Genomic DNA, 26,214 nt, shown 5'->3' with positions numbered 1-26,214 from the left:
CGGACGACGACAGTGCTGGCTAATCTGAAGCCATGACCTTTCGCGCGATTGTCATCGATCAAGTCCGAGACGGCTCTCGCATCACAGAACACTCGGCAAGGCTCCGTGAGCTGACCGACGACGAGCTGATGCCCGGGGACGTCACGATCGATGTCAGCCACTCCGGAATCAACTTCAAAGACGGCCTCGCACTTGCAGGCAAACCCGGCGTCGTCAGCACCTCTCCGCTGATCCCCGGCATCGACTTGGTCGGCACGGTCACCGCATCCGACGACCCACGCTGGCAACCCGGCGAAATCGTTATTCTCAACGGCGACGGCATCGGCGAACGTCACCACGGCGGGCTCGCCGAGCGCGCTCGCGTGCGGGGCGACGCACTCGTTGCACTTCCGGAGGGGATCAGCCCCGCCCGCGCCGCTGCGATCGGCACCGCAGGATTCACCGCCATGCTCTGCGTGCTTGCACTCGACCGCAACGGTGTGACTCCGGATTCCGGCGACATCCTCGTCACCGGTGCAGCAGGCGGTGTCGGCTCGGTCGCCATCGCGCTGTTGAGTCGCCGCGGTTACCGGGTGACCGCTTCGAGCGGGCGCGCCGAAGCAGAGGCTCCTTACCTGATCGACCTGGGTGCCTCCGCCATCTTCGATCGAACCGAGCTCGGCGAACCGGGCCGACCGATGCAGAAGCAGCGCTGGGCCGGCGCGATCGACTCGGTCGGCAGCGCCACACTTGCGAACGTGCTCGCCCAGACCAACTACGGCGGCGTGGTCGCCGCGTGCGGCCTCGCGCAGGGCGCCGACCTGCCCGCTACCGTGCTGCCGTTCATCCTGCGCGCGGTCACCCTGGCCGGCGTCAACTCGGTTGATGCTCCGCTGCCACTCCGGCAGCAGGCCTGGGCTGCGTTGGCCGCAGAGCTCGACCTTGAACTGCTGGACAAGCTGTCGACCACCATCCCCCTTTCGGATGCCTTCGGCCGGGCCGAGGACATCCTGGCCGGTCGCGTGCGCGGACGAACCGTTGTGGACGTGTGCGCCTGAGTACAGGCAACACCGCACCAATAGCACGCACGGATCGGTCTTGGCGCAATAGGCTGACCGCATGATCATCATCGCGGTACTGATCATCGCCCTGGCGGCAGCGTTGCACGTCGGTATCTTCCTGATGGAAAGCGTCGGCTGGTCGCGCCCCGCCGTGTGGAAGCGATTCGGCGTCGCCAACCAAGAGGCCGCCGAGATCACGAAGCCGCTCGCCTACAATCAGGGTTTCTACAACCTGTTCCTCGCGATCGGCGCGATCGTCGGCGTGATCCTGTTCGGTTTCAACATGCACGACGCCGGAATGGCATTGATCGTGTTCACAATGGCGAGCATGACGCTGGCCGCGCTCGTGCTCATCACCACAGGCAGGGGCTACGTTCGGGCGGCTTTGATTCAAGGCATCCTGCCGCTGGCCGGTCTGGTGCTGATATTCCTCTCCTGAGTTCTGTTGGCCCCGGAGCACGGCGAGGTTTCGAGACGGCCGCGGGCGGCCTCCTCAACCACCGGGTAGGAGACGGCCCTTCGGCAAGCTCAGGGACCGGGCGGCCTCCTCAACCACCGGGCAGCAGGCGGCCCTTCGGCACGCTCAGGGACCGGGCGGCCTCCTCAACCACCGGGCAGCAGGTCGTCGGCGAGGTGCTCCGGAACGAAGCCGCGGCCGACGATTCGGGCGGCCAGCCGCTGCACGACGGGCATCGCTGCGGCGAGCGCAACGCCGGTGGCGCGCGGAACCGGATCGGGCAGGATGGCGCCCCCACCCGGTTTTGCGAAACTGTCGTGCGCTGCGATCTGGAGAGCTTGCATGCGCCGCACCGCACGCATCCGCCGATCTTGGATACCTGCACAATCTTGGTCGATTGCCGCCGCGCTCGCGCCGAATCGCAGGGGGCGCACGAGCGCGTTCGCTGCGGCAACGGCATCCTGAATCGCATAGTTGACGCCGACGCCGAACGCCGGTGACATCGCGTGCGCCGCATCGCCGATCAGCAGCATGCCCGGCAGGTGCCACGTGGCCAGGCGGTTGATCTGCACCGAAAGCGGCTTGACCTGATCCCAGCGCGTGATCGTGCCGAGCACGGATTCGAGGAACGGTGCTGCGGAGCTGACCGCGGCACGGAAGGCCGCGAGGCCGCTCTGCCGCAGAGCGTCGAATCCACCCTTCGGGATCACGAAGCCGATCTGCAGATAGTCACCGCGCGGGATTGTGATGAGCAACGCAGCCTCATCAAGGTAGGCGAGCGTGTCCGGCATCACAACATCGGGCTTCGGCACTCGAAACCAGAGCACGTCGACGGGCGCACCGAAATCCTTCGGCACAAGCCCGGCCGCATCGCGCAGCGTCGACGAGCGACCATCGCACGCGACGGTGAGCCGCGCGCGGATCTCCAGCGGGCCATCCGGATCAGTGGCTGTGACTCCAGCGATGACACCGCCGGTGCCCGCATCCCGGATGAGACCGGTCACCTCGGTCTGCATCAGCAGGCGGAAGCCGGGATACGCCGCGGCCTTGCCGGTGAGGAAGTTCAGGAAGTCCCACTGCGGCATGAGAACGAGAAAGTTGTCTGGCGCGGGCAGGCGGCGAAAGTCGATCGGATGCAGTCGGTGGCCGTTGACGACCGCATCGAGAGTAGTCACCTCGTTGTGCGGCAGCGCGAGGAATTCACGCCGCCAGCCGAGCTCACCGAGCAGGCCGAGCGTGGACGGATGGATGGTGTCGCCGCGGAAGTCACGGAAGAAGTCGGCGTGCTTCTCCAACACAGCGACCTTGAGGCCGGCGCGCGCCAGCAGCAGGCCGAGCATGATGCCGGCAGGGCCACCGCCTGCGATGCAGCAGTCCACTTCAAGTTGTTTCATCAGACCGCCGATCGCTGGTGGCAGGAATCTCGTGGCAGGAATTCAGAACGTCGCGTCGGCTTCAGCAGCCTCGGGATCAGACGGGTCGATTCGCAGGGCTTCGACGAGTCCTGCGGCGTGCGGTGTCGAGACGATAATCCGCGCAAATCGGCCGTCGCCGGTGTCGGCGGTCGGCTCCAGATCGATCACGACGGCTGAGCGCTGTTTGCCCTTGACGAGAAGAAAGTCCGTGCCGCCGTGGAACTTCCAGCAGCCGATCGCAAGTGCCAGCGGAACGTTCGTGCCGGGGGACGGGACGCCTCGAATCCACACCCACGGATCTTCGGTAATCTGAGTCGAGCGGATGTCCTCGCGCGCCACAACGAGATCGCTCGCGCGTAGCGCAAGCACCTTCTCTGCTCTCGTCAGGTGGATCTCGAGCCTGTCGCGATGCACGTGGAGATCGGCCATGACACTAGTCTGCCTGGTTTCGCCTCAGCAGGCGCTGGCGAATGGCCACAAAGCGGTAACCGTTTGTTCACGGTCTTCACAACATTTCGTGACCATCCCGTGATCGGCATGTATCTTGTTCTCGTGGCAACCCAACGGCGCACTCCCGGTTCGCAGACTTCACTTCGTGAAGCCAACCGTGGCCGAATCGTCGATGCCGTCAAGAAACACGGTGGGTTGACACAGGTCGAATTGGCCGGGACCACAGGACTTTCGCCTGCGACCGTGTCGAACATCGTGAAGGAACTGGTCGGGGTCGGCACCCTTCACACGGCACCGAGCACGCGTAGCGGCAGACGCGCCCAATACGTGACACTCGCCCATGCGCTCGGCTTGGTCGTCGGCGTGCATTTTTCGACGCGGCACATGCGTATCGCACTCACCGATGTGACCCACACGATTCTTGCCGAACAGCATATGCCGCTCGCCCGTGATCACCGTGCAGACAACGAGCTGGACAAGACTGCGCTGCTGATCGCGGACCTGCTCGAGTCGGTCGACGCACACCTCGATGACGTGCTCGCAGTCGGCATCGCCCTGCCGGCTCCGCTCAGTCGAGCGAACGGCACGACTGCCCGCAGCGGCATCATGCGAGGCTGGGACGGAGTCAATGTCGCCGAGGTGATGCGGGCGCGAATTCAGCGCCCGGTGTTCGTCGACAACTCGTCGAACCTCGCCGCGCTGGCCGAACTTCGACTGGGCGCCGCCCGCGGAAAGTCGGATTTCGTGCTGGTTGACGTCGGCGATGGCATCGGATCCGGCATCGTGATCGGTGGTCGCGTCATCCGGGGGCACAGCGGCGCGGCAGGCGAGTTCGGCCACATGACGATCCGTGAGGGTGGCCCGCTGTGCCGATGCGGCAATCGCGGTTGCCTCGAGGCGATCGCTGGAGGGCCTGCGATCATCGAGAAGCTGCGCGAACAGCATCCGAGTTTCAAATTGAGCGATCTCGTCGTGCGCGCGATGTCCGGCGACTCCGAATGCATCAGGGCCATCGCCGATGCTGGGAGGCATATCGGTGTGGCAGCCGGCAACCTGTGCAACCTGCTCGACCCGGAGCGAATCGTCATCGGCGGTGAACTCGCCCGCGCCGGAGAAATCCTGCTCGGGCCGCTTCGATACGCCGTCGAACATGCCCTCGTCGTCGGCTTCGAGGCAATGCCGGACATTGTGCAGACCCAGCTCGGCGACCGCGCAGCCACTATGGGTGCTGTGCTGCACGCGATCGATCAGATCGCCATCGGAGCCGACTGACAGGTCGCGGCCTTCAAAAGTCGCAACCAGCTTGTTACCAAAACCTTGAGTTCAAGACTTGACGCCAAGTCAGTGAACTGTCATGCTCATGCCAGCCGCCAAAGTGGGCGGAATTCGAATCGGAGGTTTCTCAATGAAGATCGCCACCACGAGAGCGGTCATCGCCACGGCCGCGATCCTGCTCACAGCCGGCACACTCACAGCATGTTCCAACGCAACCGGATCAGGATCCGGTTCCACGAGCACGGCGGGTGCATCGACGGCGAAGATCGGCCTGCTCCTGCCTGACTCCGTGACAGCGCGGTACGCAAACGCAGACCGGCCGTACTTCACCGCGAAGATCAAGGCTCTCTGCTCCGGCTGCTCGGTTCTGTACGCGAATGCAGACGCGGATGCGGCCAAGCAGCAGCAGCAGGCGGAGTCGATGCTCACGCAGGGTGCCAAGGTGCTCGTCATCAGCGCGCAGGACGGCAAGGCAGCGGCCACCATCGTCAGCGAGGCAAAGGCCAAGAACGTGCCGGTCATTTCATATGACCGACTGATCGACAGCCCCGACTCGGCCGCATACATCTCGTTCGACAATGAGAAGGTCGGCGAGCTGCAGGGCACGGCGCTGGTCACCAAATTGAAGTCCGACGGCGTCGCCCCCGGTGACGGCGGCATCCTGATGGTCAACGGCTCGCCGACGGACAATAACGCAACGTTGTTCAAGGCTGGTGCGCACAAGATGATCGACCCGAGCGGTTACAAGGTACTCGCCGAGTACTCCACGCCGGATTGGGATCCCGCCCAGGCTCAGAACTGGGTCGCAGGCCAGATCTCACAGTTCGGTGCCAAGATCAAGGGCGTGTACGCGGCCAACGACGGCACCGGCGGCGGCGCGATCGCGGCACTGCAGGCTGCCGGAGTCAAGCCGGTTCCCCCGGTGACCGGTCAGGACGCTCAGCTCACGGGCATCCAGAACATCCTTGCTGGAACGCAGTACATGACGGTCTACAAGGCGATCAAGCCCGAGGCGGAGCAGGCGGCACAAATGGCCATCGACCTCGTCAACGGCAAGAAGCTCAACACGACTGCAACGGTTAACACGGCCAGTGGAGCGGCGATCCCGTCGGTTCTGCTGACACCGGTGGCCGTCACCGTCGACAATATCGAGAGCACGGTCGTCAAGGACGGCTTCCTCACGGCAGCGCAGATCTGCACCGCGGCATACCAGGCCGCGTGCACGGCGCACGGCATCAAGTAGTCAAAAAGCCGACGCACCCGGCCGGAAGCCGCAATGGCTTCCGGCCGGGTCTACCTTCGCTTTAGGCACGCAGTTGTTCACGCGAAGCAATTCAAAGGAGAAATCGTGACGATGGAAGCCTCTGCCGGTTCGACGGCAACACTCGAGGGCGAGCCCGTGCTGTCCTTGCGAGGCGTATCCAAGGGTTTCGGTGCCGTGCAAGCGCTCACCGATATTGACCTTGACATCTACCCCCGCGAAGTTGTCGCCATCGTCGGCGACAACGGTGCAGGCAAATCGACCCTGGTCAAGGTGCTGGCCGGAGTGCACGCGCAGGATTCCGGCACCATCACGTTCGAGGGCAACCCGGTCGACATCCCCTCACCGTCGGCCGCCCAAGCGCTGGGCATTGCCACCGTGTTCCAGGACCTCGCACTGTGCGACAACCTCGACGTGGTTTCCAACCTCTTTCTCGGCCGTGAAATCACCCACGGAACGCTCAATGAGGAAGAGATGGAAAAGCGCTCGTGGGAGCTGCTGCGGCAACTTTCTGCGAAGATTCCGTCCGTGCGCATCGCCGTTGCATCGCTATCAGGTGGGCAGCGCCAGACGGTCGCGATCGCCCGATCACTGGTCGGCAACCCCAGTGTCATCCTGCTCGATGAGCCAACGGCCGCGCTTGGCGTCGCACAGACGGCCGAGGTGCTCAACCTCGTCGAGCGGCTTCGCGAAAACGGTCTCGGCGTCGTGCTGATCAGCCACAACATGGCGGACGTGCAGGCGGTCGCCGACCGCGTCGTTGTGCTGCGGCTCGGCCGCAACAACGGCGTCTTCCGGGTGCCCGACGTGAGCTACGAAGACATCATCGCTGCGATCACCGGCGCGACAGACAATGCGGTGACCCGCCGTGAGGCACACGTCGCCGAATCCCAACTCGCCGATTCCAATCGTGCCGCGCCAGCGGTGTCGGGCGGCAATCTCTCCACCACCGATCTTCCCGCCAGCGATTCGAACCCGGCGAAACCGTCCGAGGAGGGCACACACGCATGACACAGTCACAGCCCACAACAGAGACTCCCGCCATGGTCGCTGCTGACCTGCAAGATGAACGGCTGATCCGTTCAGAAGGCATCCGCGGCATGTTGCAATCGATGCGCCTGCGCGTACGGGGAGGCGACCTCGGCTCGTGGCCCGTGGTGATCGGTTTGGTCGTCATCTGGGCGATCTTCCAGATCCTGAATCCGATTTTCCTGTCGGCAGACAACCTGATCAACCTCAGCAAGCAGTGCGCTGCAATCGGAACGATTTCGATCGGCGTTGTGCTCGTGCTGCTACTCGGCGAAATCGACCTGTCCGTCGGTTCGGTCGCCGGTGTGGCCTCAGCCATTCTGGGCATCGGCATGATCAATCTGCATTGGCCGATCATCGTCGCGATCCTCGTCGCTCTGGCTGCCGGCGTTCTGATCGGCCTGCTGTACGGCGTGCTGCTGACCCGGTTCGGCGTACCGAGCTTCGTGAGCACCTTGGCCGGGTTACTCGGGTTTCTCGGGTTACAACTCTGGATTCTCGGCCCTCTTGGCTCGGTCAACATTCCGTTCACCAGCTGGATCGTGCAGTTCGCGAACGGCTGGTTCCTGCCACCGTGGGCCGCGTACACCATTGCAATACTCGCCGGGGTAGGCGTCTTGGTCTCTGACCTGCGACGCGCCGGTCGCCGATCCCGCGCAGGGCTGTCGACTGGATCACGCACCTTTACCTATGTCAAGGCGATTGTGCTGGCGGCGGTATTGGTCGCGATCGCGGCGTATTTCGCGACCGACCGCGGCACCAGCGTGATGTTCGTCTTCTTCATTCTGCTGGTCATTGTGATGAACTTCTTTCTCACCCGCACCCGGTGGGGCCGCGCGGTCTTCGCGGTCGGCGGCAATGAGGAAGCCGCGCGCCGAGCCGGCATCAAGGTCAACCGCATATACATGTCGGTCTTCGTCCTGTGTTCGATGTTCGCCATCACCGGTGGCATCCTGCTGACCGCGACGCTGTCCTCGGCAAGTTCGCAGTCCGGAACTGGGGACGTGAACTTGAACGCGATCGCCGCTGCGGTCATCGGTGGAACGAGCCTGTTCGGTGGTCGAGGCAGCGCCTGGGCGGCCCTCCTCGGCATCGTCGTCATCCAGTCGATCTCGAGCGGTTTGACGCTGCTGAGCCTGGATGCGTCGGTGCGCTTCATGATCACCGGCGCCGTGCTGCTGCTCGCAGTCGTCATCGACTCGCTGTCGAGGCGATCTCGCGCGAGCCACGGCCAGGCTTAGCTGCGCTGACAGTGTCCGTTTCGGACGAGAGTGCCCGCAACGCGAGGCGCTCTCGTCCGACATGGACACTCTCGCGGCTGAAATCTGGGCGCGCGCCAACGAGTGATAGTCGTTGGGACGAGTGATGGTGCCGCGGCGGCATCATTCGTCCGGAAGACTATCGCTGGGCTCAGGCAGGGCGTCCTCAGGCAGGGCGAGCGGATGCCGCAGCTCGCGCCGCCGCCGGTAGCGCATCCAAAATGCGGGTCACCGCCGCGTCATCGTGCGCAGCCGTCACAAACCAGGCCTCGAACACGCTCGGCGGCAGGGCAACACCCGCGTCGAGCATCGCGTGGAAGAACGGGCCGTAGCGGAACGCATCCTGCGCCTGAACCCCGGCGTAATCGACTGCTGCCTGCTCGGAGAACTGCACGCTGAACAGGTTGCCCGCATGCGACATGTGGTGTGCAACGCCGGCGGCGCTCAGTGCATCCGAGGTGGCCGCGGAGATCACGGCGGCGACGGCGTTCAACCGCGCATACACCCCAGCATCCGCCGCCGTCAGCGTCGCGATTCCCGCGGCCACTGCCAACGGGTTGCCCGACAGTGTGCCCGCCTGATACACCGGCCCGACGGGCGCCAAGTACTCCATGATCTCGCGGCGACCGCCGAGCGCCGCCAAAGGCATCCCACCGCCGACGACCTTGCCGAAGGTGACGATATCGGGCAGATACGGCATGGGCCCGATACGCTGGGGCTCACCGTCTGGTCCGGGCTGCGAGAATTCGCGCACCTCGTCAATTCCAAGGTGCTGCCACGCCCACATCTCCAGGCCCCACCAGCCGGCAGGTCCGACTCGGAAGCCGGTGAGTACCTCATCGAGGATCACGAGTGCCCCGTTCTCATGCGCCGTCGTCACCAAGAACTCGTTGAACCCAGGCTCCGGGTGCACGACCCCCATGTTCGCCGCGGCAGCCTCGACGATGACCGCCGCAACGTCCGGCCCGTGCGCTGCGAACACGGCCTGCACAGCCGACCGATCGTTGTACGGAATCACCAGCGTCTGCGCAGCTGTCTCGGCCGTCACCCCGGCGGATGCCGGCAGCGCCAACGTGGCCAGCCCACTACCGGCATCGGCGAGCAGCCCGTCGGAGTGTCCGTGATAGTGGCCGGCAAACTTGACGATTAACGTTCGGCCGGTGAAGCCGCGTGCGAGCCGAATCGCCGTCATCGTCGCCTCGGTGCCGGTCGAAACGAGCCGCAACTCGTCAACCAGGCTCAGGTCGTTCGGCAAATCGGTCAGCAGTTCGCCGAGCGTTCGCGCGGTCGTACCCCCCGGCACCTCCGGCAACGCACGGTCACTGCCGCCCAGGCTGCCCCAGCGCGGCCCGGTGAGCCGATCGATCACGAGCTCGGCCAACTCGGTTTCGCCCGGCGTCGATGCACCGAACGACAGCCCGCGAGCGGCGGCATCCTGCACCGCTGCCACGACGGCCGGATGCGCGTGGCCGAGAATTGCGGGACCCCACGACGCGACGAGGTCCACATAGTCGCGCCCGTCGGCATCCGTAATGTATGGACCGCGCGCGGAGACGATGAAGCGCGGCGTGCCGCCGACCGACCGATAGGCCCGCACGGGCGAGTTGACGCCGCCGGGGATCACGTGCTGTGCACGGGCGAAAAGCTCGTCGTTGGCACTCATTTCAGGTCCTCCGCCCTTCGGCTTCGCTCAGGGACCGGCCTTCGGCTTCGCGGTTCCTGAGAGGGCCCGGTCCCTGAGCTTGCCGAAGGGCGGCCGTCTCGAAGGGCAGGGAACGACAGAAGCTCGGGAGACGTCGCCAACTCCAGTGCCCAATAGGTGAGGATCGCGTCCGCGCCCGCACGCTTGATGCCGATCAGCGACTCCGTGATCGCGCGCTCCCGGTCGATCCAACCGTGAGCCGCGGCGGCCTCGATCATCGCGTATTCGCCCGAGACCTGGTATGCCCAAACCGGCACATCACTCATCGCGGCGACATCCGCGAGAACGTCGAGGTAACTCATCGCCGGCTTGACCATCAGGATGTCCGCGCCCTCCTCGAGATCGAGCCGCGCCTCGCGCAGCCCCTCGCGCCGGTTCGCCGGATCCTGCTGATAGCTGCGGCGATCGCCGGCGAGCTGCGAATCGACGGCCTCGCGGAACGGCCCGTAGAAACTCGATGCATACTTCGCGGCGTAGGCGAGAATCGCGGTGTCGATGTGGCCGGACGCGTCGAGCGCGTCGCGCACGGCGGCGACTTGGCCGTCCATCATGCCGGAGAGCCCGAGCAGGTGAGAACCGGCATCCGCTTGTGCAATCGCCATGGCGCGGTAGCGCTCGAGGGTGGCGTCGTTGTCGACGACCACGTTCCCTGAGTGTGTCGCCTGCCCTGAGGAGGTCCCGGTCCCTGAGCTTGCCGAAGGGCGACCGTCTCGAAGGGGAGGGCGCAGCACCCCGCAGTGCCCGTGGTCGGTGAACTCGTCAAGACACAGGTCGGTCTGCACGACGATCGCGTTGCCGACCTCCGCGATCACGGCGCGCGTTGCAACGTTCAGGATGCCGTCGGGCTCGCTTGCAGCGCTCCCGATCGCGTCGCGCGTCTCGGGCACGCCGAAGAGCATGATGCCGCCCAGGCCGGCGGTCGCAGCATCCGCAGCCACGCGCCGCAGCGAATCGAGGCTGTGCTGAACGACGCCCGGCATCGGCTGCAACGGGAGCGGCTCGGTGAGACCCTCGCGCACGAACACAGGCAGAATCAGTTCCGCCGGGTGCAGGCGCGTCTCTGCGGTGAGGCGGCGCATCGCTGCGGTGGTGCGAAGTCGGCGGGGTCGAACGGTCGGATGGAGAATGTCACTCACTTGAATCAGCCTACGCCGCCCGGTTGGTCGAGTAGCCCGCGAGCATCCCATCGTTGGTCGAGTGGCCCGCGAGCGTCCCTTCGTTGGTCGAGTAGCCCGCGAGCGCAGCGAGCAGGCGTATCGAGACCCCTGCTCCAGCGGTCGAGGGTCTCGATACGCTCGCTGACGCTCGCTACTCGACCACCGGGGTGCTGGCGCTCGCTACTCGACCACCGCGGGACGCTAGTGTGCGTGCGCTGCTGCCGCGATCGCGTCGATCAGTGACCCGGCACTGCGTTCGGCCGCGACGACGTCGACGCGCAGGCCGACTGCGGCGGCGTCTTTCGCCGTACGCGGACCGATCGCGGCGACCAGGGTGCTCTCCGGCACCGGCCCCAACTGCGTCTGCACCTGCTCTGCGACGCTCCCCGATGTGACGAGAATCGCCTGAATGCGACCCTCGGCGACATCGCGCACGACCTGATCTCGCACCGGAACGCCAACCGTTCGATATGCGACGACCGATGACACGTTGTGCCCGATCCGCTTGAGCCCCTCTGTCAGGAGCGGCTTCGCGATCGCCGAGCGAAGCGTCAGGATGTGCAGCGGCACAATACCGTGCGTGGCCGCCTCCCACTCCGTGAGCAACCCGCGTGCGGAATTGTCCTCGGCCGGAACAAGATCCACCTTGTATCCTGCCGCGATCAGTGCGGCCGCCGTCGTCTCGCCCACCACGGCAATGCGCGTCGTTGCCGGCACCACGGCGCGCCAGGCGGACAGCACGTCGACGGTCGTCGCACTCGTGATCGTCATCCAGTCGAACGCGCCGGAGGCGAGCGCATTCAACGCCGCCTGCAGCGCTGGAGCATCGTCGGTCGGTGCGAAGTTGATCATCGCCGCGACGACAGGAGACGCGCCACGCTCCCTCAGCGCGGCCGCGACGGAATCACCCCACGGCCCGCCGCGCGGTACGAGCACGCGCCAGCCGGCCAACGGTTTTTGCGCATTACGGACGGTCGGCACCGGCCCGGTCGCGGCAGAATGCCCGCGACATCCCGAACTTTGCTCGTCATACTCGGTCATGATCATGACGCGTTGCCCGGTGTGCCAGGCGCACTCGGCGGCCTCGGCGCGCTCGATAGCGACGGGGCCAATTCACCAGCGCCTGCCTCAAGCAACTCAGCGACGACCCGCTCAGACACCTCACGGGCGGTATCCAGAAGCGCAGTCAACGTCGTTGCGTCGGGCGTCGCAGCGTGCGAACTGGTGATCCGCTGCGTGCCATCCGGTTTGTACACGGTGGCCGTGAGAAAGAACAGGCCGTCGTCGAATTGCGCGGTCGTGCCGATCGGCGCGGAGCATCCGGCGTCCAATCCGGCCAGCACGAGCCGCTCTGCGCTCGCGCACGCGTTCGTCGTCACATGATTGACGGATGCCAACGCCGCCGCGAGCGCGCCTCGACCGTGGGCGTCGGCGTCTCGCACCTCGATCGCCAGCGCGCCCTGCCCCGGCGCGGTCGGCCAGTCGGAGAGCGAGAACATGTCCGTTGCAGCCTCAGCTCGGCCAAGCCGGCCGAGCCCGGCAGCGGCGAGGATGATCGCGTCGAGGGCATCGGCATCCGTCGCATCGACACCGAAAACGCGATTCAGCCGGGTGTCGACGTTGCCGCGGATGTCGATGACCTCGACATCCGGTCGCGCCTGCCGCAGCTGGGCGATGCGCCGAGGCGAGCCGGTGCCGACCCGGGCACCGCTCGGGAGTGTGTGCAGTGTCAATGTGTCGCGAGCGCAGAGCACATCGCGGGCATCCGCTCGGCGAGGGATCGCGCCGATCGTGAGACCGGGAACCGCCACCGTCGGCAGATCCTTGAGCGAGTGCACGACGGCGTCGCAGCGCCCGTCCAACAGCGCATCGCGCAGGGCACTCGCGAACACACCGGTTCCACCCAGTGCCGAAAGGGACTCGCGCGAGGTGTCCCCGTGCGTTGTGACTGTGACGATCTCGACCTCGAGACCGGATGCCGCGCCCAGGGACTTCGCGATCGCGCGCGTCTGCGCGAGCGCCAGCTCGCTTCCGCGGGTACCGATGCGCAGCGCATTCGTCATCGTGCTCGGGACTCCTCACGAGCACCGACGCTCGCCTGGTCCGGCCAGGGGCCGAGAGGAGTCAGGCGTGCGCGGTCGGCATCGGGCACGTCGTTCAGCCGTTCGAGAATCAGATCCACGAGACCGGCGACGAACGCGGGGTGCGTGCCGGGTGTCGGCACCCTCTCGGCGAGAATGCCGTGCCGTGTTGCAGTGGCTTTGGCCTCATTGTCAAGATCCCAGAGCACTTCCATGTGGTCGCTGACGAAGCCGAACGGCACGATGATGACGGCCCTCACTTGCCCGCCAGCCGCGAGCTCGTCGATCGCGTCATTGATGTCCGGTTCAAGCCACGGCGTTTGCGGCGACCCCGACCGCGACTGGTAGACGAGCGAATACGGCAGCCCCGGCGCGGCTTCACGGGCGATGACCTCTGCCACCGCACGATGCTGGGCGACGTAAGCGCCGCCCGGCCCGAACTCAGTAGCAGCGGACTCTGCACCGGATGCGTCTGCCGCCGTGGTCGGGATCGAGTGCGTCACGAACAGGAGGTGCAGGGAATCGCGGGCAACAGCATCCGCACTGCTGGGAGAGGCACTGCTGGGAGGGGCAGTGCTGGGAGGGGCACTGCTGGGAGGGGCAGTGCTGGGAGGGGCACTGAGCCGTTCGAGCGCCGCACGCACGCCCTCGATGAAGGGTGTGACGAAGCCGGGGTGGTCGAAGTATTCGCGGACGCGATCGATGGTGACGCCCCGCGCGTCACCGCTTACCTCGACGTCGGCGAGCGCCTGTTCGAAGTCTTCGCGGTACTGACCGACGCCGGAGTATGACGTGTACGCGCTCGTGACAACGGCCAGCAGCCGGTCATCGCCTGCGGCGTGAGCGGCGCGCACCGTGTCCGCGAAGTACGGCGCCCAATTGCGATTGCCCCAGTACACCGGGAGGTCGATTCCGCGCCGCGCCAGTTCGGTTTCGAGAGCGGCCTTCAACGCACGGTTCTGCGCGTTGATCGGGCTGACACCGCCGAAGTGGCGGTAGTGCGTTGCGACTTCTTCGAGGCGCTCATCCGGAATGCCGCGCCCTCGAGTCACATTGCGCAGGAACGGGATGACGTCATCCTGCCCTTCGGGCCCGCCGAAGCTGGCCAGCAGAATCGCATCGAAATCCGTCACTGCAGCACCCCCCGGCACTGCGCCACCCAGATGAAGCCGGCCAGCAGGATCGCATCGAAATCCGTCACTGCAGAATCTCCGGGATCTCCGCCGTCTCGACGCGGCGCCCCGTGAAGAACGGGATCTCTTCGCGCACGTGCAGTCGGGCGTCCACAGCGCGCAGGTCGCGCATCAGATCGACGAGGTCGGTCAGCTCATCCGACTCCAACGGCACGATCCACTCGTAGTCGCCGAGCGCGAACGCCGCAACCGTGTTCGAGAGCACCGAGCGATACGCGGCACCGCGCCTGCCGTGCTCGGAGAGCATTCGGCTGCGATCCTCGGGCGCAAGCAGGTACCAGTCGTACGAACGCACGAACGGGTAGACGGCCAGCCAGCCTTTCGGTTCGGTGTCGCGCAGGAAAGCCGGAACGTGCGACTTGTTGAACTCGGCCCCCCTGTGCACGCCCATCGCGTTCCAGACCGGCAGAAGCGACTTGAGCAGCTGCGCGCGGCGCAGCTGGCGGATCGCCCACTGCAGCGTCTCGGGAACAGGGCCGTGCAGCCACACCATCAGGTCGGCGTCAGCCCGCAGGCCGGAAACATCGTAAAAGCCGCGGATGCTCACACCCTCGTCTTCAACGGAACGCACGATGGCGTTCAGTTGCGCGACGGCCTCGGGCACATCGCTCCCGTCGAGATCGTCGGGGTTCGACGGGTCGCGACGGAACACGGCCCAGAGGGTGTATCCATCGGGTTGTTCAATTGGGGCGCTGGGAGTCTGTGGTGCAGATGCTGCCTCGGCGGCAGCCGGGTTCGTCATACCTGACAGTCTCTCTCTAGATCGTCGTGAGAGCAAAAGCGCTACCTGCGACACACAGGTTGGCAGGAAGGACGGCACACGGGCCGGCACGCGGCGCGCCGGATCACGTGGTCGCTTGCCGCCGCACCGCGCCGCGGCGCGACCCGCGCAACTCCGATGGTTCGGCTATGCACTGGCTGCACCTCGCCCGAGAATAAACCGGCGTGTCACGGTGTTGTAACGGTTGTGAAGACTCAACAAAACCGGGCGGCGACTGCCGCCCCACACCAGGCACGCGCCGGCGCGCATGTCGATGAGTCGGTATTGCGCGCTCTGGAAGCAGACTCCCGCCTCCTTGTCGCATTCCCATGGGCGAGGACCCTGAGCCGCGAAGAGCGCGCTGAGTTCGCGGACCAGTTGGCCCATCATCCGACCGAGATGACAAACAGCGCCATCGAGGAGCTGCTGGTCACGTGGCATGCGCGCGCGGACGCAGCGCGAACGCGCCATGTGACCGGGCTCGAGACGAGGCGCGCCGCTTAATCGGCGCGCTTCAGTACCGGCGCGCTTCGGTATTGGCGCGCTTCGGTATTGGCGCGCTTCAGTATTGGCGCGCTTCAGTATTGGCGCGCCGGAATGGCACGCCGCAGACCGAAACGGCCTACGCCGCGGGCGTCGCCAGTACCTCGTCGAGTGCTGCGGCCGCGTCGCCGCCCGAACCTTTGAGCGCGAGCGCAAGCTCGGATTCGAGGATCTGACGTGCCTTGAGCAGCATCCGCTTCTCACCGGCGGAAACGCCGCCGCTGTTCTCGCGACGCCACAGGTCGCGCACAACCTCCGCGACTCGGATGACACTGCCGCTGGCCATTTTCTCCTGGTTCGCCTTGTAGCGGCGGGACCAGTTCGTGGGCTCCTCGACGACGTCTGCGCGCAGCACGCCGTAGACCTCTGAGACGCCCTCACTGTCGATCACGTCACGCACACCGACCAGTTCGAAGTTATCGACAGGCAGCTGAATGGTCAGTTCACTGGTGTGAACGTGCAGCGTGATGTATGTCTTCTCCTCGCCCTTGACCTTCTTGATCGCCTTGCCCGTGACGGTCACAGCACCGTGATGCGGGTAGACCAGAGTTTCACCAATTTCGAGAATCATGCATCTTCACTTTCGTTGTTTCGGTCGTCGACACGGGATCGCCGCGTCGAAGATTGTGGGCCGATCGCTACGCGCTCGGCGGTAGAAGCCGAGGCGGCAACAGCCATGGCGGCAACATGGCCACAAGTTGTTCCACGAGTTCGTCGTCGGACATGCTGAGGGAACCGTCGAGCCATTCGCGGATCAGCGCGATCGCGCCACCCGCTGCGTATGCAGCGACCGCGTCGAGCCGCACGTCCCGCGGCTTCGCCATGGGCTCAGCGATCGTGAGCACGAGCGCGCGGGCCTGGGCGGCGACGGCGTCGTCGTAGGCCTTGCGCATCGGCGCCAATGTCAACGTGCTCTGGTAGACGGAATAGTGATCGACGATGTGGGCAACCAACTGGCGGTAACCGCGTCGCGCAGTCTGATCGGATGCCTCACCGGCGATCCGCAAATCGGCGCCGGACACACTGGGCTCCGTGAATGTAGCCTGCAGAAAGGCGACAGCCAATTCGTCGACGTCGCTGAAATGCGCATAAAACGTGCTGCGACTGATCTCTGCAACACGCACGATGTCACTCACGTTCAAGGTGTCCGACTTCGACGCCTCCGACTTCGACGCGTCTGACTTTGACGCATTCGAGTTCGTCGATTCCGAGTGTTCAGACGCCAGCGTCTGCACGGCACTGAAGATCTGGTCTCTGGTGCGCTGCGCACGAGGGTCACCAGACGGCCGCTCCACCAGACGGAGTTTTCCCCGAGATGAGGGCACAGAAGAACGATTCACTGCATTCATTCTATCACATTTCGCACACGTGTGCGAGAAATGCCCCGACGGCCGTGATGTGCCCGCGCGGTGCGCCACTCGCGGCGTCGTGCGCCACTTCAACCGGCGCATGGCGCACGAAGTAGCGCACGATGTGGCGAAGCCGACGCGGCTGGCCCGACACGACACGCGTCAGCGGTTGCGCAGCCTGCTTACCGCAATCCAGGTCGCAGCGCCGACAGCGGCGACCGCGACAACCGCAACCGCCACGGATGCCAGTGGGTAGTCTTCGCGCAACACCCGAAGCGCGCGCTTTGCGCGCCGTGGGAGATTCGCTTTGTCTTCGATGGCGTTCAGGGCCTCGACGAGTTCGGCACGCGTCCGTTGCACTTCGCTCACTCGATCAGCGGTCATATTTGCCCATCCCCTTGATCGCGTTGAGGTCTTCCTTCACGCTGGCGACGGTTTCCGGCGGCACCAGCGGAGGGATCTTCTTGAACGATGACATCGCGATGAGCACCAGAACAACGACGATCACCAATAAGGCGCCCGCGACGATCAACGCCGCAAGCCACCCCGGGAACACGACGGCTAGCCCAAGCACGGCCGCAGCGATCAGCACGGCGAGCGTGAAGAAAAGCAGCAACAGAGCAACTGCGACAAGGCCTATGCCGATACCGGCATGTATCGCCTTCTTCTTCAGCGCTGCGGTGAATTGGGTCAATTCGGCCTTGGCCAAGGCGATGAACAGCCCGGGCAGCTCGCGAATCAGTGCGACAAGTGAGCGCGAACCCTTGCGGGGTTCATTCAGCGGTCCTGGGTCTGCCGTCATGTCTCTCACCGTTCTTTCGGCGTTGCTCACATCTCCGCGTCGGCAGGCGGGGTCTTCTTCGCTGCAGGTTTCCGCCCCGTAGGCTTCTTCGCTGCGGGCTTCTTCGCGGAGGTCGTTGCCGCCGATCCTGCGGATTCCGGCCCTGTCGAACCTGCGCCGGTCGAACCCGCGCCTGTCGAATCTGGCCGGGGTGCCGCGTCTTTGGTCAGTCCGGAGACCGTCGTAAATACTTTCTTCGCTCCGTTGAGCAGTGCGCCCGGAACTTCTCCGACGCGTTGCGCCGCGAAGTCTTGTACCTGCTGCACCTGGTTCTGCACGCCGTCGGTCTCCCAGACCGCCTGGGCCGCGCTCTTAATCTGTTCGTATCGCTTGCGCCCGGCGCGTGCACCGAACACGTAGCCGACTGCCGCCCCCGCGACGAAGAGAAGCTTGCCCTTCATTGTGACCCCGATCGTCAGTCCATTTCGGTCAGTAACCTCCAGCGTAGCCCCCGGACCCGGGCTGCCGCCTCCTTCGCATCCGGAACGACTGATGCCAATCCCGTGCCCGCCAGCCATGACCCGGCGACCTCGAGTCCGGCGACCGCCGCAACACTCGCGCGCACAGCCGCGACCCTGTCCCGTTGCCCAATCACGGCATGCGGAAGTGCCGAAACCCAGCGCGTGCGCGCGAACCCGGCCAACGCGGATGCCCGCAGCGGCATATTGAGGAGCACCGACGCATCTCGGAGCGCCAGTTCACGAAACTCCGCATCGCTCAGGTCAACCGTCGAGTCGGGCTGTTCGATGTTCGGCGCCGAGCCGACACGCCCATATGACAGCCTGACAACCTGCCGTCCGGGTGCTCTTCGCCCGGCAAGCTCGGCGAGCCAGGGCCACTTCGCGGTCGCGTGCGTCAGTGCCTTTGCGCGAACGTCCGCTTCAGCGGCGACGAGCACGCCGCTCCCGCGCGGTGCCGCATCGAGAGCGGGCTCATCGAGCACCAACGTGGCCAGCTCGATTGGCGTGCCACGCGGCCATTCCAGGTCGGCAAGCCCAGCCAAGTCCGCGAGCCCGGCCAGATCGGGCCGCCCAGCCAGGTCGGGCCGCCCAGCCAGCTCGGCCAATCCAGCGGTGCCGTCAGATGCGCCAACTGCGCCGGATGCTGCACCATGCAACAGCCCGAGCGCCTCCGCGGCCGGTGTTGCGAGCACCACTACGTCGGCCGACAGGGCCTCGCCATCGGCCAGCTCCACTCGCCACCGTGCTGGCCGCTCGCGCTCGGAAGCGAGATCGCTCGGCCCCTCGACACGCCCAGCGAATGCTGACTCTATGCGCTCCGAGTCCCTGGCGGGCGCGGGTTCGTCGGCTGGCGACCGAGCACTCGTCACCTGCTCGGTCGGCAGTTCCGCACGCGCGGACACCGCCCCAATCGCGGCCACCCGCGCGCCGGTGCGGAGCTCTGCGCCGCGAGCGCGCGCATCCGCTTCGAGGGTCTCGACAAGCAGGAACATTCCGCCGCGCAATCCGGCAACGGCCGCACCCGGTTTCGCAGCGCCCGGTTTCGAGGTACCCGGATTCGTCGCGCCCGGATTCGTCGCGCCCGGTTTCGAGGCATCCTGCTCGGCCGCAGCGGATCGAGCGGCGGCCGAGCGGAGCTCCGTGACGGCGCCGGAGAGCGAGCCGGTGCGCGTCAGTGCCTGGTTGAGGCCGGGCGCGGCTGCCGCGACGTCGAGCTGATCCGGGTCGGCCGAGTACACGCCCGTGGTGACCGGCGCGACGAGTTTCTCGAGCACGGCGGAGCCCATCCGTCGCCGCACGAGTCTGCCGAAGTTCTGGTCGTGCCCGATTTTCATCACCGGCATTAGCCGGTCGAGGTATGCGCGCAATGCGCCACGCCAGCCGATGGCGGCGATGACATCCGTGGCGAGCGGCGACCCCGGCACGCCGAGCAGGCTGCCTGCCGGCAAAGGCGCTGCTCTGTCGCGCAGTTGCAGCCAGGCTCCGGCCGGGTTCGGGCTCTCGACTTTGTCTCCGAGGCCGAGTTCTTCGAGCAGTGCAGCGACGTGCCCGCCGCGCGTCGCGAAGCTCTCGGCCCCTGTATCGATGGGCAGACCGGCCACCGTGGCGCGGGCGACGGTGCCGCCTAAGTCTTCGGATGCCTCAACCACCGTCACCCGGAACCCCGGCCGCGCACATTCGCGCGCAACGACCAGGCCTGCGACTCCGCCGCCGATGATCACGACTCGCGTCTCCGGCTCGGTGAGTGCTCGATCCAGCGGTTCGCTCACGCGCCGGCCTCGCCGAGCCGGTCAGCGCCGCCGGCCTCGCCGAGCCGGTGAGCCCCGCCGGCCTCACCGGCCGTGCCGGCCCCACCAGCCTCGCCGAGGCCGTGCACGAACTCGACAAGCCGCGTCAGCACGGCCGGATCGGTCTGCGGCGGAACCCCGTGGCCCAGATTGAGCACGTGCGATGGCGCGTTCGCACCGCGGGCCAGCACGTCGCGCACGTGTGCCTCGAGAACGGGCCACGGTGCATCCAGCATCGCGGGGTCGATGTTTCCCTGCAGCGGAACGACGTGGCCGAGCCGCCGACTGGCCTCGTCGAGCGGAATCCGGTAGTCGATGCCCACCACATCTGCGCCGATCTCGTGCATGGCTTTCAGCAGCTCGCCGGTGCCGACCCCGAAGTGCACGACCGGCACGTTGCGTTGCGTGCGAGCAGCACCGTCCGCGCCGCTGTCGCTCGGCACACCATAGGTGAGCCCGCGCACCGGCCGCACGGCCCGAGCGGATGCCGGTGCCACCGACCGCGCATAATCCTCCAGTGAGAGCGACCCGGCCCACGAGTCGAACAGTTGAGCCGCACTGGCACCGGCGAGCACCTGCACACGCAGGAACGCCCCCGTGGTGTCTGCCGCCCACTGCATGAGAGCGTGCCAGGCATCCGGTTCGGCGTGCATGAGGGTGCGCGCGCGGATGTGATCCTTCGATGGCCCGCCTTCAACGAGATAGGCCGCGAGGGTGAACGGTGCACCTGCGAAGCCGATCAGCGGGGTGTCGCCCGCCCCGAGTTCGGCGAGCAGCCGCACCGCTTCGCGCACGCCGGCCTCGACCGGTGCAAGCGCGGCGGGGTCGAGCGTGGGTAGGGCGGCGACATCCGCCGCGGTGCGAATCGGATGGCTGAAGACCGGCCCGGTGCCGGGCACGATCTCGACCTCGACGCCGGCAAGCCGCAACGGAACGACGATATCGCTGAAGAAGATCGCCGCGTCGACGCCGTGTCTGCGCACGGGTTGCACGGTGATCTCGGCTGCGAGCTGCGGATCGAGACACGCCTCGAGCATGCTGCTGCCGACGCGCAGTTCCCGGTATTCAGGCAGCGAGCGGCCGGCCTGCCGCATGAACCACACCGGAGTGATCGGCGTGCGCTCTCCCTGATATGCGCGCACCAGGCGCGTTTGCGCAGTGCGCCCTGAAACGAGCGGATGCGCCGGGTCGAGTTCGCGCGGATTGTCGGGGCGTCGAGATGTCACGGTTTGATTCTGTCAGCCTCCGGCTGTGTGCGCGCTGCCGCACGCACGGGCCTACCGCCGGATTCCCCGTCGTTCCCTGCGCCAGGCCGACGCTCCCGCGCCGTGTGCGAAGCACATCCGCCGCGCCGCGATGACGCTGCCATGCTGCCAGCGGCCGTCAGGCGGGTCGGGCGGCTGGTAGAACGAATCGGCGTTGTGTGGGATGTGGCGCACGAAGACGCCGTGTACGGCACCTTCGTCAACGTCGAGGATGGGCATTTATGCGGCGGGAACTTACGCGGCGGGCGCTTCCTCGAGCGCGGCGACAAGGCGGGAGACGCTGCGGTAGTCCCCGTCGCGAATCGCATCCACTGGTCGCGGGTCGTCAAGGCGGGCGATGGGCTTGATCAGCCAGATCGGGATGTAGCTGGTGTGCATCACCTGGGCAAGCCGCTCTAGCAAAGCAGTGAGTTCTAGTGCACGGATGGCATCGCCCGCAGGCGCGCGGGGACGACGAACCATACACAGCGACACGGTAGCCGAACCGTACTCACGAGCGCTGACTGGATACCTGCTTAGCGCACAGTTCCAGCAGCGAAGTTGTCGGGTGCGGGGATATTCCAGTCGATCGCGGCTTGTCTTCCCTGTGGGATGGCGAGGTCGAGGAGTCCTGGGAATCGGGCATCGAGGTCGTCGCGGCGCAATCGATTGAGTTTGCGTGTTCCTTCCACTCGTTGCCGAATGACTCCCGCTTCACGAAGGGTGCGGAAGTGGCCGCTTTGCGTGGACTTGCTGATCGGCAATTCGAACGCGGAGCATGCCAGTTCCCCACTCGGCCCGCAATCTGCGAGCCGGGCGATGATCACCAATCTCATCGGATCGCTAACGGCCGCCGCGACATCGACGAACCGCAACTCGTCGCGTTCGGGGTGCGTCAGGTCGGTGGCTGTTCGACTGGCCATGCTCCCTATGCTACTCCAATGTTCACAATTTCCGAACATCATGATATGTTCGCAAATGTCGAACATGCAGTTGGGAAAGGTTGGTCATGCGCAGGACCGGATTGTCACAGCGCTGGAAGTTCTGGGGAGTCGCGTACACGTCGGTGGTCTTATCTGCCGGCAGCAACCTGCCCACGCCCCTGTACCGAAGTTACGAGACAGCGTTCGGATTCACGCCGCTGATGGTCACGCTAATCTTCGCCGTCTACGTGGCCGCCTTGATCCCCTCGCTTCTGCTGATCGGCCCGCTGTCCGACGCGGTGGGACGCCGTCCTGTACTGCTGGCCGCCGTGCTGCTGGCCGCAGCCGGTTCGGCCATCTTCGCCCTGGCGGCCGGTACCTGGTGGCTTTTCGGCGCACGAATTCTGCAGGGCGTCGCCCTGGGGGCGGCCTCCGGGGCGCTGATCGCCGCCCTCGTCGACCTAGAACCGACCGGCGACCGGCGCAAGGCTGCCCTCATCTCCACCGTAGGCACCGTCTGCGGCCTCGGAGCCGGCCCGCTTCTGGCCGGCTGGCTGGCCCAATACGCTTCGTACCCGCTGGTGTTGCCATATGCCGTAGAAATCGTCTTACTCGTCCCCGCTGCCGCCGTGATTCTGACCCTGCCCAACAAACAGGAACGCGGACGGTGGCATCCGACCCGCCCGCACATCCCGGCAGCGCTACGCCCGGTCTTCGCCACCAGCGGAGTCGTCAGCTTTTTCGCCTTCACTGTCCTGGCACTCTTCCTCACCCTGATCCCCAGCTACATCGCTACTGTCGCCAGAAGCAGCAACCTGCTGCTGGGCGGAGCCGCCGTCGCGCTCATGCTGGCCTGCTCGGCCTGTGCGCAACTCATCGGATACAGGCGTCCGCCCCACAAACTCGAAACTGTCGGCCTGCCGATCCTCGCCGCAGGTCTGCTCGCCCTGACATCAGCAGGATTCACCTCATCACTGCTCTTGTTTGTCCTTGCCATTTCGCTGGCCGGAATAGGGCAAGGACTGGCGTATCTCGGGGGGCTGACAGCGGTCAATCAGGTGGCACCGGCCCACCGGCATGCGGAGGTCCTCTCCAGCTTCTACATCATCATCTACCTCGGCGTCGGGCTGCCGGTCATCGGCGTCGGATTCCTGGCGACCCGAATCCCGCTCACCACCACCGTCGAGCTATCCGCTGTCCTCATCGCTTTCGCCTGCCTGATTCTTCTCACGCTCACAGCCCACCGCCAATCCAAGAAAGCTCCAAACACCAAAAAACGGTCATCGACAACGGCAATCTGAGAACCACAATCTGGTCATCACCATTTGGCCATCTACCTAGGTGAGCTGTTAGATCGAGAGGTGGGCATGTAACGCCGGGTCGTATGGTTCTTTCCTTGTTGCGGCCGTCGCTGGCCGCTTTGCGAAGCGGATGCGCTCGAACGCGGTCTGGAGACTGATTGCGTGGTTCATGAAGTGTGCCCAGCCCTCGAAGTGCAACGGGATGACCAGTCACCAGCAACAACGTGGCACCATTCTCTCCGAAGCCGGCAAGATACCCGACGAGAGACCTGCCCGTTAGCCGAGAGATCGTGAACGGCCCGTCTCGTGTCTGCCGGTTCGCATACGGTTGATTGATGGCAAGCGTTTTAATGGTCAGCGGCAGCGTGCGTGATGGCTCAGTCAACTCGGCAGTGATCGCGACAGCAGCCGAGTTGTTGCCAGCCGACGTGGCGGCCATTCGAACAGACGGAGCAAACGTCCCATTGGGCCATACTTCACGAACGTAAGCGGAAGCCGGTCCATCTGCCCCGTCACAAACCAGCCATGCCTCGTGTCGTATGTATGACACCAGGAACAATGACGGGAGCAGGGTGTGGTATAACACAAGGTGATCGCGGTCGGGTGCGGATTTGCCGGAGTTATCGCCGCGAACCGTTTGGCCTCGGGGGCTACGGAGGGTCACATGAACGTCGTGTTGATCAATCCGCGGGACGTGTTCGTGGAAGGCATCCGGCTGCATGAGTTCGCTGCGGGGTCTCGCGCCCGCCTTCGAGTCGGACTACAACGACTCGGCGCGACCATTCATTAGCATGCGACCGTTTCTCCAGCGCCTGATCTCGCCGGCGAGCTGGGAGTGCACGAGGTGGTGTGGTGCGCGGGATTCACTTCGCGGACGATGGGCCGGCGCACCGGCTCCCGCCACCCCGGAACCCGAGAAACCGAATGTGAGGGGATGAGCAAAGACACCGACTTCCATGCCCATCGGCGCGCGACCAGGTGCGCTCCCGTCGACGATCGCACAGAGTGGACCCCAATGAACACGCTCAGATCGTCAAACGATTCGTGATCGCCGCGACGACCGGCGATATCCAAGCACTTATCAACCTCATCGACCCCGACGTGATCTTGATAAGTGACGGCGGAGGCAAAGCCAGGGCGGCCCGGGTGCCGTGAACGTGGCGGAATCGATGCAGTTCGCAGGAGGAACCGTAATCGGCGCAGCTTCGATGCCCGTGGCGATAGGAACCCCGCGTCTCGGACGTTCGCTGAAGTCACACGTGGAAGCGGTACCGCATCCATTCGAGAGAGTCACGTCGTACACGCTTGAGTTGCTCAGCCAGCTCGTAGCGAGAGATCTGCTCTTCTCGATTGACGGGCGGTTCTTTTGATCGAGGGTGCAATCGACCAACCAGCCGCCGAAGCACCACCAATACGGCAATCACGAGCGGAACCACCAAGTGCCATCCGGCAAATGGAACCGTCACCGCCAACATAATGACCGCGATGACAGCTACAAGTCGCTTGGTGCCGGTAAAGATTCTGATGGCTGCGGCAGATCCAAGGAGATAGGTCGTGAGCACGAGCACGGAGGGGATGAACACGATATCGTCCGTTCCCCAATCGAAGACCGCAGAACCGATCAGTCCCGCTGCACCGATGCCGCCAACTGCGAGGATGGCGATTCCGGGCACGCCGTTCTTGTTCTGCCGAGCAAGGCGTCGAGGTGCCCAGCCATCGCGGCCGAGTGCGTACCCCAGACGAGATACTGAAGCAACAAACGCGTTCGTTGTGCCTAGGCAGATTACGACCGCGCAGATGGCGACGACGGCGACGGCCGACAGCCCAAGACCATGTTGGATGATGGCACCGAGCGATACACGGTCGAGTGCCCGCGTGCCATAGCTTCCGGTGCCGACCACGGCGAAAGCGACACTCAGGTAGAGCGCGGTGACGATGACGATGGTCAAGAGTGTTGCAAGCGGGAGCGTGCGACGGACGTTTCGGAACTCGGCGGACAGGTGCGCGATGGCCTCCCAGCCAGCGAACGCGAAGAAGAGAATAATGACGGCTTGCCCGATCCCCGCTACGCCATTCGGGGTGAACCGTGAGAATGTCGTGAGTTCGATCTGCGGGAGTGCGACCAGGATCACCGCGATCAGTATTGTGGCGACACCAAGGGCAAGCCCGATCTGCACACGAGCACTGATCTTCATCCCTGCGAGATTTGCGAGTACGGCGATGAGGAGCACTCCGGCCGCGAACGCTGGCGCCCATCGTTGATCGAGCCCGACCGCAGCGGCGACGTAGTACCCAGCAGTGAGCGGCACAATGGTTTGACCCACTGAGCCGGCGATGAAGTACCACCACCCGGTGACACCACCGGCCGCGGTGCCGAATGCGCGAGCCGTGTAAGTGGCGACGCCTCCTGCGTCGGGAAAGTGGGAGGCGAGCGCTGCGAAGGTGAACGCGAGGGGCACCCCCATCAGCGCACTGAACAGCCACGCGAGGAGCGAGGCGGGGCCTGCAAGTGAAGCTGCTTGCCCGGGCAACACGAGTACGCCAGCTCCGAGAATGGCACACACATACAAGGCGACGCCCTGCCAGAGACCGATCGTTCCGGTCGGAGCCCCATCAGTAGGCGAGTGCGCTGAGGATGTCGTGTCAGAAGTCATGCCCTCATTCGATCGCTGTCGCATGATCCTGA

The 26,214-nt window shown here is 65.3% G+C and carries 28 protein-coding genes and 1 pseudogene; 10 read left to right on the top strand and 19 right to left on the bottom strand.

Annotated elements, in window-relative coordinates:
• Positions 1-32 precede the first annotated feature (32 nt).
• Complete coding sequence (gene acuI, locus QU604_RS00815) at positions 33-1,037, top strand: acrylyl-CoA reductase (NADPH) (RefSeq protein ID WP_308466900.1); 1,005 nt, start codon at positions 33-35, stop codon at positions 1,035-1,037.
• Positions 1,038-1,098: 61 nt separating this feature from the next.
• Positions 1,099-1,479, top strand: coding sequence for a DUF1304 domain-containing protein (locus QU604_RS00810; RefSeq protein ID WP_308466899.1), 381 nt, complete (start codon positions 1,099-1,101; stop codon positions 1,477-1,479).
• Between the two features lie 164 nt (positions 1,480-1,643).
• Here QU604_RS00810 and QU604_RS00805 read toward each other — a convergent pair whose 3' ends face one another.
• Both QU604_RS00805 and QU604_RS00800 read right to left on the bottom strand, forming a co-directional pair.
• Entirely contained in the window at positions 1,644-2,891 is a 1,248-nt protein-coding gene (locus QU604_RS00805) for an FAD-dependent oxidoreductase (RefSeq protein ID WP_308466898.1), read from the bottom strand.
• Positions 2,892-2,933: 42 nt separating this feature from the next.
• Positions 2,934-3,341 (bottom strand): hypothetical protein, encoded by a 408-nt coding sequence (locus QU604_RS00800; RefSeq protein ID WP_308466897.1) that lies wholly within the window; start codon positions 3,339-3,341, stop codon positions 2,934-2,936.
• A 123-nt stretch (positions 3,342-3,464) separates the two neighbouring features.
• On the opposite strand from QU604_RS00800, the gene QU604_RS00795 reads away from it, so the two are divergent.
• The 4 genes from QU604_RS00795 to QU604_RS00780 all read left to right on the top strand — a co-directional run bounded on the left by QU604_RS00795 (position 3,465) and on the right by QU604_RS00780 (position 8,168).
• Complete coding sequence (locus tag QU604_RS00795; RefSeq protein ID WP_308466896.1) at positions 3,465-4,634, top strand: ROK family transcriptional regulator; 1,170 nt, start codon at positions 3,465-3,467, stop codon at positions 4,632-4,634.
• 133 nt (positions 4,635-4,767) lie between these two features.
• Positions 4,768-5,880, top strand: a complete 1,113-nt coding sequence (locus QU604_RS00790; RefSeq protein WP_308466895.1) for a sugar ABC transporter substrate-binding protein — start codon at positions 4,768-4,770, stop codon at positions 5,878-5,880.
• 111 nt (positions 5,881-5,991) lie between these two features.
• Complete coding sequence (locus QU604_RS00785) at positions 5,992-6,909, top strand: ATP-binding cassette domain-containing protein (protein ID WP_308469008.1); 918 nt, start codon at positions 5,992-5,994, stop codon at positions 6,907-6,909.
• Positions 6,906-8,168, top strand: a complete 1,263-nt coding sequence (locus QU604_RS00780; RefSeq protein WP_308466894.1) for a sugar ABC transporter permease — start codon at positions 6,906-6,908, stop codon at positions 8,166-8,168. The genes QU604_RS00785 and QU604_RS00780 overlap by 4 nt, the downstream gene beginning before the upstream one ends.
• Positions 8,169-8,352: 184 nt before the next feature.
• Here QU604_RS00780 and QU604_RS00775 read toward each other — a convergent pair whose 3' ends face one another.
• The 6 genes and pseudogenes from QU604_RS00775 to hemQ all read right to left on the bottom strand — a co-directional run bounded on the left by QU604_RS00775 (position 8,353) and on the right by hemQ (position 15,061).
• Positions 8,353-9,849, bottom strand: a complete 1,497-nt coding sequence (locus QU604_RS00775) for a glutamate-1-semialdehyde 2,1-aminomutase (RefSeq protein WP_308466893.1) — start codon at positions 9,847-9,849, stop codon at positions 8,353-8,355.
• A 134-nt stretch (positions 9,850-9,983) separates the two neighbouring features.
• Positions 9,984-11,015, bottom strand: a pseudogene (gene hemB, locus QU604_RS00770) (porphobilinogen synthase); the annotation flags it as partial.
• A 231-nt stretch (positions 11,016-11,246) separates the two neighbouring features.
• Positions 11,247-12,086, bottom strand: coding sequence for a uroporphyrinogen-III synthase (locus QU604_RS00765; RefSeq protein ID WP_308466892.1), 840 nt, complete (start codon positions 12,084-12,086; stop codon positions 11,247-11,249).
• A gap of 2 nt (positions 12,087-12,088) precedes the next feature.
• Positions 12,089-13,108: a hydroxymethylbilane synthase gene (hemC, locus tag QU604_RS00760; RefSeq protein ID WP_308466891.1), complete on the bottom strand. Its 1,020-nt coding sequence runs from the start codon at positions 13,106-13,108 to the stop codon at positions 12,089-12,091.
• On the bottom strand, positions 13,105-14,289 hold the full coding sequence (locus QU604_RS00755; protein ID WP_409350050.1) for a ferrochelatase: 1,185 nt from the start codon (positions 14,287-14,289) through the stop codon (positions 13,105-13,107). The genes hemC and QU604_RS00755 overlap by 4 nt, the downstream gene beginning before the upstream one ends.
• A gap of 34 nt (positions 14,290-14,323) precedes the next feature.
• Positions 14,324-15,061 carry a hydrogen peroxide-dependent heme synthase gene (hemQ, locus tag QU604_RS00750; protein ID WP_308466889.1) on the bottom strand — a complete coding sequence of 246 codons (738 nt, stop codon included), beginning with the start codon at positions 15,059-15,061 and terminating at the stop codon, positions 14,324-14,326.
• 225 nt (positions 15,062-15,286) lie between these two features.
• Between hemQ and QU604_RS00745 the strand changes: the two genes are divergently transcribed.
• Positions 15,287-15,583: a hypothetical protein gene (locus QU604_RS00745; RefSeq protein ID WP_308466888.1), complete on the top strand. Its 297-nt coding sequence runs from the start codon at positions 15,287-15,289 to the stop codon at positions 15,581-15,583.
• A gap of 118 nt (positions 15,584-15,701) precedes the next feature.
• Here QU604_RS00745 and QU604_RS00740 read toward each other — a convergent pair whose 3' ends face one another.
• The 10 genes from QU604_RS00740 to QU604_RS00695 form a co-directional block, all read right to left on the bottom strand.
• Positions 15,702-16,193: a CarD family transcriptional regulator gene (locus QU604_RS00740; RefSeq protein WP_308466887.1), complete on the bottom strand. Its 492-nt coding sequence runs from the start codon at positions 16,191-16,193 to the stop codon at positions 15,702-15,704.
• Between the two features lie 67 nt (positions 16,194-16,260).
• Entirely contained in the window at positions 16,261-16,917 is a 657-nt protein-coding gene (locus QU604_RS00735; RefSeq protein ID WP_308466886.1) for a TetR/AcrR family transcriptional regulator, read from the bottom strand.
• A gap of 216 nt (positions 16,918-17,133) precedes the next feature.
• Positions 17,134-17,355 carry a hypothetical protein gene (locus tag QU604_RS00730; protein WP_308466885.1) on the bottom strand — a complete coding sequence of 74 codons (222 nt, stop codon included), beginning with the start codon at positions 17,353-17,355 and terminating at the stop codon, positions 17,134-17,136.
• Positions 17,345-17,773, bottom strand: coding sequence for a phage holin family protein (locus QU604_RS00725; RefSeq protein ID WP_308466884.1), 429 nt, complete (start codon positions 17,771-17,773; stop codon positions 17,345-17,347). Before QU604_RS00725 ends, QU604_RS00730 begins: the two co-directional genes overlap by 11 nt.
• A gap of 26 nt (positions 17,774-17,799) precedes the next feature.
• Entirely contained in the window at positions 17,800-18,213 is a 414-nt protein-coding gene (locus QU604_RS00720) for a hypothetical protein (protein ID WP_308466883.1), read from the bottom strand.
• A gap of 14 nt (positions 18,214-18,227) precedes the next feature.
• Positions 18,228-20,042 (bottom strand): protoporphyrinogen/coproporphyrinogen oxidase, encoded by a 1,815-nt coding sequence (locus QU604_RS00715; RefSeq protein WP_308466882.1) that lies wholly within the window; start codon positions 20,040-20,042, stop codon positions 18,228-18,230.
• Positions 20,039-21,286, bottom strand: a complete 1,248-nt coding sequence (hemE, locus tag QU604_RS00710; protein ID WP_308466881.1) for a uroporphyrinogen decarboxylase — start codon at positions 21,284-21,286, stop codon at positions 20,039-20,041. The genes QU604_RS00715 and hemE overlap by 4 nt, the downstream gene beginning before the upstream one ends.
• A gap of 51 nt (positions 21,287-21,337) precedes the next feature.
• Entirely contained in the window at positions 21,338-21,544 is a 207-nt protein-coding gene (locus QU604_RS00705; protein ID WP_308466880.1) for a hypothetical protein, read from the bottom strand.
• A gap of 15 nt (positions 21,545-21,559) precedes the next feature.
• Positions 21,560-21,787: a hypothetical protein gene (locus QU604_RS00700; protein ID WP_308466879.1), complete on the bottom strand. Its 228-nt coding sequence runs from the start codon at positions 21,785-21,787 to the stop codon at positions 21,560-21,562.
• Between the two features lie 53 nt (positions 21,788-21,840).
• Positions 21,841-22,227: an ArsR/SmtB family transcription factor gene (locus tag QU604_RS00695; RefSeq protein WP_308466878.1), complete on the bottom strand. Its 387-nt coding sequence runs from the start codon at positions 22,225-22,227 to the stop codon at positions 21,841-21,843.
• Between the two features lie 86 nt (positions 22,228-22,313).
• Between QU604_RS00695 and QU604_RS00690 the strand changes: the two genes are divergently transcribed.
• From QU604_RS00690 to QU604_RS00680, 3 genes are all read left to right on the top strand, one after another.
• On the top strand, positions 22,314-23,528 hold the full coding sequence (locus tag QU604_RS00690) for an MFS transporter (protein ID WP_308466877.1): 1,215 nt from the start codon (positions 22,314-22,316) through the stop codon (positions 23,526-23,528).
• 664 nt (positions 23,529-24,192) lie between these two features.
• Positions 24,193-24,318, top strand: a complete 126-nt coding sequence (locus tag QU604_RS00685; protein ID WP_308466876.1) for a hypothetical protein — start codon at positions 24,193-24,195, stop codon at positions 24,316-24,318.
• Positions 24,319-24,533: 215 nt separating this feature from the next.
• Positions 24,534-24,683 carry a hypothetical protein gene (locus QU604_RS00680; RefSeq protein WP_308466875.1) on the top strand — a complete coding sequence of 50 codons (150 nt, stop codon included), beginning with the start codon at positions 24,534-24,536 and terminating at the stop codon, positions 24,681-24,683.
• Between the two features lie 98 nt (positions 24,684-24,781).
• Here the strand turns inward: QU604_RS00680 and QU604_RS00675 are convergent, their stop codons facing one another.
• Complete coding sequence (locus tag QU604_RS00675; RefSeq protein WP_308466874.1) at positions 24,782-26,182, bottom strand: APC family permease; 1,401 nt, start codon at positions 26,180-26,182, stop codon at positions 24,782-24,784.
• Between the last annotated feature and the right edge of the window lie 32 nt (positions 26,183-26,214).

Origin of the sequence: Rathayibacter sp. SW19, assembly GCF_030866825.1 — a bacterium.
GTDB classification, from domain to species: domain Bacteria; phylum Actinomycetota; class Actinomycetes; order Actinomycetales; family Microbacteriaceae; genus Rathayibacter_A; species Rathayibacter_A soli.
Note: the sequence above shows the minus strand (reverse complement) of the source record. Positions and strands in the feature narration are given on the sequence as shown.